General features: G+C 68.4%; 5 protein-coding genes and 1 pseudogene. All 6 read right to left on the bottom strand.

Annotated features, from left to right (window positions below):
* Positions 1-442, bottom strand: a 442-nt coding sequence (locus ON39_RS34835) for a BadF/BadG/BcrA/BcrD ATPase family protein (RefSeq protein ID WP_040740571.1), incomplete at its 3' end; no start/stop codon positions are given.
* 44 nt (positions 443-486) lie between these two features.
* Positions 487-1,773 carry a 6-phospho-beta-glucosidase gene (locus tag ON39_RS34840; RefSeq protein ID WP_040740566.1) on the bottom strand — a complete coding sequence of 429 codons (1,287 nt, stop codon included), beginning with the start codon at positions 1,771-1,773 and terminating at the stop codon, positions 487-489.
* Positions 1,773-2,663, bottom strand: a complete 891-nt coding sequence (locus tag ON39_RS34845; RefSeq protein ID WP_040740567.1) for a carbohydrate ABC transporter permease — start codon at positions 2,661-2,663, stop codon at positions 1,773-1,775. The genes ON39_RS34840 and ON39_RS34845 overlap by 1 nt, the downstream gene beginning before the upstream one ends.
* Entirely contained in the window at positions 2,660-3,619 is a 960-nt protein-coding gene (locus ON39_RS34850) for a carbohydrate ABC transporter permease (protein ID WP_040740568.1), read from the bottom strand. Before ON39_RS34850 ends, ON39_RS34845 begins: the two co-directional genes overlap by 4 nt.
* Positions 3,620-3,626: 7 nt before the next feature.
* Positions 3,627-4,964: an ABC transporter substrate-binding protein gene (locus ON39_RS34855; protein ID WP_040740569.1), complete on the bottom strand. Its 1,338-nt coding sequence runs from the start codon at positions 4,962-4,964 to the stop codon at positions 3,627-3,629.
* 37 nt (positions 4,965-5,001) lie between these two features.
* Positions 5,002-5,315: pseudogene (locus tag ON39_RS34860) on the bottom strand (ROK family protein); the annotation flags it as partial.

Below are 5,315 nucleotides of genomic sequence, written 5' to 3' on the forward strand. Positions count from 1 at the left end.
CGGTGCGGCCGTCGGGCAGCAGGCCGACGCAGTTGATGCCCGCGCCGCAGACCACCGCGACGCCGCGCGGGCCGTCGGTGCCCGCGCGGAGCAGGCCGAAGGTGTCGTTGACGACGCCCACGCTCAGGCCCCACGGCCGCGCCACGATGGCGGCGTGTATCCGCTGCTCCTCGATGGGCAGATCGACATTGGCCATGCAGGCGCTGACCCGAGTGGTGAGTATTCCCCCTCGGGTCAGCCCCGCCTGGCGTGCCACCGACTCGACCAGCGGTGTGAGACCCTCGATCGCCTGACGCGCACCGGTGCGATGCGGCTGATAACCGCCGCCTCGCGCGGTGCCGAGGATGGATCCGTCCCTGGCGACGAGGGCGACGTCGGTCTTGCTGTTGCCCGCGTCGATCGCCAGGACGCCCGGAACCTGTTCAGTGTGTGGGAGTTTCATCAGACGCTTCCCCCGCAAGCAGTGCACGGTGTTGGTCGGCATGATCACGCCCAGCTCAGATATGCGCGGTTATGGGCGATCAACCGGTCGGTCAGCTGCTCGGCCAGCTCGTTCTGGCCGATCAGCGGGTGTGCGAGAAGCGCGGCGTAGACGCGGCCGCGGCCGCCGACTATCGCCGCGCGCAAGGCCAGCTGCTCGTAGGCGGTGACGTGGGCGATCAGGCCCGCGTAGAGGGGTTCGACCGGCTGTAGCGGTAGTGGGCGCACCCCTCCGGCGCCCACCTCCGCCTGCACTTCGATCACGGCGTCGTCGGGCAGGAACGGCAGGGTGCCGTCGTTGCGGGTGTTCACCACCTGCACGCCGGTGTCGCCGGTGCCGAGCAGGGGGGCGAGCAAGTTCACGGCGGCCTCGGAATAGAAAGCGCCGCCGCGGGTTCCGAGCAGTTCGGGCTTGGTGTCGAGGGTCGGGTCGGCGTACAGGTCGAGCAGCTCGCGCTCGATGGCCGCGACCTCGGCGGCGCGCGAACCCTTGACCCGCAGCTCCTCGACCACCGCGTCGTGCTGGTAGTAGTAGCGCAGATAGTACGACGGGACCAAGCCGAGGCGCCGGATCAGCGACAGCGGCATCCGCACGTCGTCGGCGATCTGCTGCCCGAAGTCGCCGAGCAGCTTCGGCAGCGCCTCGTGCCCGGTGGCCGCGCCGACGTGGTCGAGCACGGTGACCCCGCGCTCCCAGGTGAGGTGGTTGAGCCCGACGTGGTCGAGCCGGACCAGCTCCGGGTCGATCCCCAAGTGCGCGGCGAACTTTCGCTGGAATCCGATGGCCACGTTGCACAGCCCAACGGCCTTGTGCCCCGCGGCCTGCAGTGCGCGCGTGACGATCCCGACCGGATTGGTGAAGTCGATGATCCACGCGTCCGGGTTGGCCCTGCGCACGTGCTCGGCGATGTCGAGCACGACGGGCACCGTGCGCATCGCCTTGGCCAGGCCGCCCGCGCCGGTGGTTTCCTGTCCGACACAACCGCATTCGAGCGGCCAGGTCTCGTCCTCGTCGCGCGCGGCCTGCCCGCCGACCCGCAGCTGCAACAGCACGGCGTCGGCGCCGTCGACCCCGTCCGCGACGGCGGTGGCGGTGCTGACCCGCGCGCCGTGGCCCTGTTTGGCGAAGATCCGGCGGGCCAGCCCGGCGATCAGCGCCAGCCGCTCCTCGGCCGGGTCGATCAGCACCACCTCATCGATCGGCAGCGTGTCGCGGAGACGGGCGAAACCGTCGATCAACTCCGGGGTGTAGGTGGAACCACCGCCGACTATGGCTACCTTGAGTGCGCCCATCAGCCTTTGACCCCTGTCAGTGTCACGCCTTCGATGAAGGCTTTCTGTGCGAAGAAGAACAGGATGATCACCGGCGCCATCACCAGCAGGGTGGCGGCCATGGTGAGGTTCCAGTTGGTGTGGTGGGCGCTCTTGAACGACTCGAGGCCGTAGCTGAGCGTCCAGGCCCCCGGGTTCTCGCTGGCGTAGATCTGCGGGCCGAAATAGTCGTTCCAGCAATAGAAGAACTGGAACAGCGCGACCGCCGCGACGGCGGGCCGGGCCATCGGCAGCACGATCCGCAGCAGGATGCGCAGCTCGCCGCAGCCGTCGATGCGCGCCGCCTCCAGGTAGTCGTCGGGGATGGTCAGCAGGAACTGCCGGAGCAGGAAGATGGAGAACGCGTCGCCGAAGGCCAGCGGAATGATCAACGGCCACAGCGAGCCGGTGAGGTGGAACTGCTTGGCCCACACCAGATACATGGGGATCACCGTCACCTGCGGCGGCAGCATCATCATCGACACCACGGCCATCAGCGCCAGATTGCGCCCGCGGAAGCGAAACTTGGCCAGCGCGTAGGCGACCGGGATGCTCGACAGCAGCGTCAGCGCGGTGCCGGCGCCCGCGTACACCAGGGTGTTGCGCCACCAGGTGAGGAAACCCGGTGTGTCCCAGACCTTTACGTAGTTGCCCCAGTGCCACTCGGTGGGCCACAGGTCGGCGGTGAGCGCCTGCCGGTCCGACATCACCGAGGTGAAGAACAGGAACACGAACGGCATGAGGAACAGCACGGCGGCCGCGATCGCGAACGCGTGCACCGCGATCCAGTTCAGCGTGTTCTTGCGGCGCGCGCCGCGCGCCGGGACCGTCGGCACGGCGACCGGCACGGGCATGGCGGTGGTCACGGTCATGCGTCCTCCTGCAGGAAGCCGGATCGGCGCCGCAGCAGCAGCGCGGTGAACGCCATGGAGAGGGCGAACAGGAGCACCGCGACCACGCACGCGGACCCGAGGTCGAAGCGCTGGAAGCCGAGGTTGTAGACCATCTGCGGCAGCGTCCAGGTGGACCCGTGCGGGTAGCCCGCCTCGAACGGCTCGCCGGAGTTGCCCGCCTTGCCGCTGGCGACCTTTCCGGCGACCATCGCCTGGGTGTAGTACTGCATCGTCTGGATCACGCCGGTGACCACCGCGAACAGCACGATGGGCGTGATGTTCGGCAGGGTGACGTAGCGGAACCGGTGCCACGGGCCCGCGCCGTCCAGCTCGGCCGCCTCGTACTGCTCCCTGGACACGTCCAGCAGGGCCGCGGTGAAGATGACCATCAGATCGCCGATGCCCCACAGCGCGAGCATGGTCAGCGCGGGCTTGGACCACCCGGGGTCGGTGAACCAACCCGGTTGCGGCAGACCGAGATTCCCGAGCAGATGGTTGACCGGCCCGGTGCCCGGGTTCAGCAGAAAGGCGAACGCGATCGTCGCCGCCACCGGCGGGGCGAGGAACGGCAGATAGAACACCGTGCGGAAGAACCCGAGCCCGGTCTTGATCTTGGTGACCAGCAGCCCGATGCCGAGCCCGAAGACCACCCGCAGCGACACCATCACCACGACCAGCCACAGCGTGTTGCGCAGCCCCTGCCAGAAGAACGGGTACTTGTTCAGGACGTAGTCCCAGTTCTTCAGCCCGGTGAAGGTCGGCGCGGCGAATCCGTCGTACCTCATGAACGAGAAGTAGAGGGTGGAGATCAGCGGGTAGGCGAAGAAGAACCCGAAGCCGATCAGCCACGGCGACAGGAACGCCACGGTGCGCAGGGTCGCGCGGCGGTGTCTGCGCTTGCGCGCCGCGGGCCGGGTGGTGGTCGTCGATGCCATGGTTACATCACTTCGCCTGGACGATCGCCTCGTCGATTTCCTTCGCGGTCGCGGCCAAGCCCGCGGCGAGGTCGACCTTGCCCGCCTCGTAGTCGTAGCCGAAGTTGCGCAGCGAAATCTGGTACGCGCCACCGTTGATGCTGGAGGGGGTGGTGCCCGAGTGCGGGTTCTTCGCGATGTCGATGAAGGTCTTGAAGTTCGGATCGGCCGAGAGCTTCGGCGAGTTCAGCGCCGCGTTGGTGCTGGGCACGTTGTGGATGGCGTTGGCGAAGCTCACCACGGCGTCGGTGTCGGTCGCCAGGTACTTCACCAATTGCCAAGCGGCGGTTTGCTTCTGGCTGGACTTGGCGATGCCGACGATGGTGCCGGTCTGGTAGCCGCGGCCGTAGGTGTCGGCCTGGTCGTCGGGCACCGGGAACGGCGCGGTGGCCCACTCGAAGCTCACCGGATCCTCGGCGAGCGAGGCGGTGCGCCACTCGCCGTCGAACGACATGGCGACCTGGCCGGTGTGGAAGGGGTTCTTCGCGCTGAACTCCTCGCCGAAGGTGGTCCGATACTTCTCCAGCTTGTCGAACCCGCCGAGCTTGGCGATGAGGTCCTTCTGCCACGCGAACATGGCCGCGACTCTGGGGTCGGTGGCGACGTTGGACTTGCCGTCCGCGCCGAAGTAGTCGGCGCCGAACTGGCCCAGGTAGTGCATGGCCGTGGTCTCGTAGCCGTGGTAGTTCGGCATGAAGCCGAGCTGCTTGAAGCTGTCGCCCTCGGGGATGGTCAGCTTGCGCGCCGCGGCCTCGAACTCGCTCAAAGTCTTCGGCGGAGAGGTGATTCCGGCCGCCGCGAAGGCGGTCTTGTTGTAGAACAGGCCGTACGAGTCGCTGAGCAGCGGCAGGGCGCACTGGTTGCCCTCGAACTGGCTGTACTGGCGCATCGCGGCGGGGAACGTCGCGACGGGGTCGATGTTGTCCTTCTTCAGGAACGGCGCGAGGTCGGCCCAGACGCCCGCGGCGCAGAACTTGCCGACATTGTCGGTGGTGAAGGAGGAGACCACGTCCGGGGCGTCGCGGCCGCCGCCGCGCAGCGCCTGCTCGAGCTTGTCGTCGGCGATATTGGGCACCGACTTGACGTGGATGTTGGGGTGCAGCTTCTCGAACGCGGCGATATTGGCGTCGATCGCCTTGACCTCGCTGTCCTGGCTCCAGCCGTGCCAGAAGGTGATGGTGACGTCCTTGCCCGCGTCGGAGCCGTCGTCGCCGCCGCCGGAGCTCTGTCCGGTACAGGCGGCGACGAACAGCGCGGTCGCGCATGCGGTCAGGGCGGCGAGGGTGCGGCGGGTGGTTCTGCGCATGTGCGGTTCTCCTGCGTACTGCTGGGTGTGCGGCGGATCAATGAGTCGAGAACACGGTGTCCCTCGTGGTGGCCAGGGCGCGTTCCAGCGCTCCGTGCAGTACCGGCGAGCCGGGCAGGGTGCTCGAACGCACCTCGGGCCGGGGGAAGGTGAGCTCCGTCAGCGCCTCTTCGACCAGCGCGCGCAGCCGTTCGCCGCCCGCGCTCGGCACGTCACCGGCCAGGATCAGCAGCTCGGGGTCGACCACCGCGACGATCGAGGACAGGCCGAGGGCGAGCCGACCGGCGAACTCGACCAGGAAGGCGTCGCCCGCGCCCGGCGTCTCCAGCGCCTCGGCCACCACGCGGGGCG

Source organism: Nocardia tenerifensis NBRC 101015, from assembly GCF_000308715.1.
In the GTDB taxonomy this organism is placed as follows: Bacteria; Actinomycetota; Actinomycetes; order Mycobacteriales; family Mycobacteriaceae; genus Nocardia; species Nocardia tenerifensis.

Coding starts and splice junctions, on each gene's coding strand:
- ON39_RS34850 (WP_040740568.1), bottom strand. CDS start 3,619: ATGGCATCGACGACCACCACCCGGCCCGCGGCGCGCAAGCGCAGACAC.
- ON39_RS34840 (WP_040740566.1), bottom strand. CDS start 1,773: ATGGGCGCACTCAAGGTAGCCATAGTCGGCGGTGGTTCCACCTACACC.
- ON39_RS34845 (WP_040740567.1), bottom strand. CDS start 2,663: ATGACCGTGACCACCGCCATGCCCGTGCCGGTCGCCGTGCCGACGGTC.
- ON39_RS34855 (WP_040740569.1), bottom strand. CDS start 4,964: ATGCGCAGAACCACCCGCCGCACCCTCGCCGCCCTGACCGCATGCGCG.